Source organism: Bradyrhizobium sp. UFLA05-112, from assembly GCF_053572325.1.
This window is the reverse complement of sequence record NZ_JBANBK010000194.1, coordinates 1-1,815: the sequence shown is the minus strand read 5'-3', so window position 1 is coordinate 1,815 and position 1,815 is coordinate 1. Positions and strand designations below refer to the sequence as shown.

Genomic DNA, 1,815 nt, shown 5'->3' with positions numbered 1-1,815 from the left:
CCTGCGACGATGTCCGTGCTGTACTGCTCTCATCCAAAGACGTACCGTGCGGATGATTTTATGACACAGTAAGACTAGGACGCCATCCATTTGCCGGTCGATATCTTGGTCGCGGCGACATGCCCGAAGAGCGAGCGATAGCTGAGTGCCGATTTGCGTACTCGTCGGACAGGTCTCGCACTCAAACCGAGCCTCCGCCGTTCGCGCCGACGCTTTCTTATATTCCACAAGAGCTCGCGGTCGCTTTTGAAGCATGCTTTGGTCCAAGCGGGACAAACGGTGCCAGGCCAAAGGCGGGCGACTGGATATCCCTCTTGCAGCGAGCTGAGACTCAGCTGATCAAATGCAGTGTGTCGGCGGCCCACTTCCATTTCTCGTCTGCACCAAATTGCCCATGGTGCGCACTCGAGAAAGCCATCCCTGGCTTTATCGCATTTCCGTCCCCGCTCAACATCAATACGGCCACACCGCTTGATCTCGGTCAGCTCATCGCTGCGATCCGTGGCGTGACCGATCCGGGAACGGCGCCGTCACTGCATTCAGCGATGCCGGCCGTTCAGAGTACGCCTAGCGTCCAAAATAGGGGCGTGCTCGATAGCTCTTCGGGACAATTCGTCCTCGCAACAATTGGCGGCGCTGTCTCGGCCGTGCTCTTGAGACTGGGATATCTTCCTCCCTTGATAAGCCTAGGGGCTCTCGCGGCGTCGGGATATTTCGCACTTAGAAACCCCAAGCAGTTGCACGCCAAGGGGCCGCGCTCGCATCAGCTCAAGCAAGCGTGGGATCAGATAGATCAACGTTACAGGACCGAGGGAGATGCGTCGCGCTTCAACGAAGCAAGACGCCAGTCCGAGCTAAAGATTCGCGAATACAACGAGCTTCCGAACGAAGAAGCGCGACGCCTTTCGGAGTTGTCCCGTAGACAGCGCGAGATACAGCTTCGGTACTTTCTCGAACGCTATAGTCTTGTGAACGCAAAAATTAAGAGCGTAGGTAGTGCAAGGAAGTCGACGTTACGCTCTCACGGGATCGATACTGCTGCGGATATCTCCCGGCAGCGGATCGAGAGTATTCCAGGGTTCGGTCCAGCAACTGCTAGCCTTCTGTTGTCATGGCGATCGGATCTTGAGCGGCGTTTCGTATTTAATCCGAGCCAGCCTATCAACCCGAGCGACATTGCTCAGGTAAAGTCGGACGTCGCCCAAAGGCGCATTAATCTAGAAGCCGCGTTAAAGGCTGATCTAATCGCTATCAGGACAGCAGCAGCCGAGATTGGGCGTTCTCGCAACGATCTTACCAATCGAGCTCGAGCAGTATGGGTCGAATTCAAGCAAGCCGAAGCAGACGAGAAGGTACGAGTATTTGGTGATGTTTCCGCTCGACGTTGGGTCTTTGGTGTAATTTGCTTCGCCGCATTCATCGTTGCAGGTGTGAATACCAGTGGCCCAACTGCCGCCTCTGTGCCGCCAACTCCCCCATCTTCCCGATCTGCGACTAGCGTGCCCTCAGCGGTTCCGAATATTTCGAAATCATCGGGCAGTAGTCCGCCAACTTTGAGTGTCCCAAGCAAAATGCCTACGCAAGCTGCAGTACCGCCGCAGCTTTGGGACTCGACTCCACAGGCGCCACCACGAGTTGATCGTCAGCCGCAGGAAGCACCAAAGACCAACTTTGAGGTGTCATTCGGCCTGCAATATTGACCCCCTAAGCCGGGGGATCGGCGTCCAAAATTGACCCCCGCATTGCCTCATCGAGAATGTTACCGGAGGATTCCGCGCCGATGACTGGGGCAGCGTCACCGAATCAGGTCGGTGG

Annotated in this window: 1 protein-coding gene; it reads left to right on the top strand. The window is 56.1% G+C overall.

The annotated features are described in order from the left end of the window. Nucleotides 1–314: 314 nt before the first annotated feature. Nucleotides 315–1,700: a helix-hairpin-helix domain-containing protein gene (locus SO180_RS42305; protein WP_449384694.1), complete on the top strand. Its 1,386-nt coding sequence runs from the start codon at nt 315–317 to the stop codon at nt 1,698–1,700. The last annotated feature ends 115 nt before the right edge of the window (nt 1,701–1,815 follow it).